This window comes from Janthinobacterium rivuli (assembly GCF_009208735.1).
Taxonomy (GTDB): domain Bacteria; phylum Pseudomonadota; class Gammaproteobacteria; order Burkholderiales; family Burkholderiaceae_D; genus Janthinobacterium.
This window is the reverse complement of record NZ_WFLJ01000115.1, coordinates 1-220: the sequence shown is the minus strand read 5'-3', so window position 1 is coordinate 220 and position 220 is coordinate 1. Positions and strand designations below refer to the sequence as shown.

Below are 220 nucleotides of genomic sequence, written 5' to 3'. Positions count from 1 at the left end.
CGAGATTCCCAAAGTAGCGGCGAGCGAAATGGGAAGAGCCTGTACGTGATAGTCGGACCGATAACAGAATCCTCTGGAAATAGGAGCCATAGTGGGTGATAGCCCCGTATGTGAAATCGGACCGGTGATACTAAGCGTACGACAAGTAGGGCGGGACACGTGACATCCTGTCTGAATATGGGGGGACCATCCTCCAAGGCTAAATACTCGTAATCGACCG

The 220-nt window shown here is 52.3% G+C and carries 1 rRNA gene; it reads left to right on the top strand.

Features of this window, described 5'->3' with window-relative positions:
- Positions 1–220: ribosomal RNA gene (locus GCN78_RS29185) — 23S ribosomal RNA — on the top strand; the annotation flags it as partial.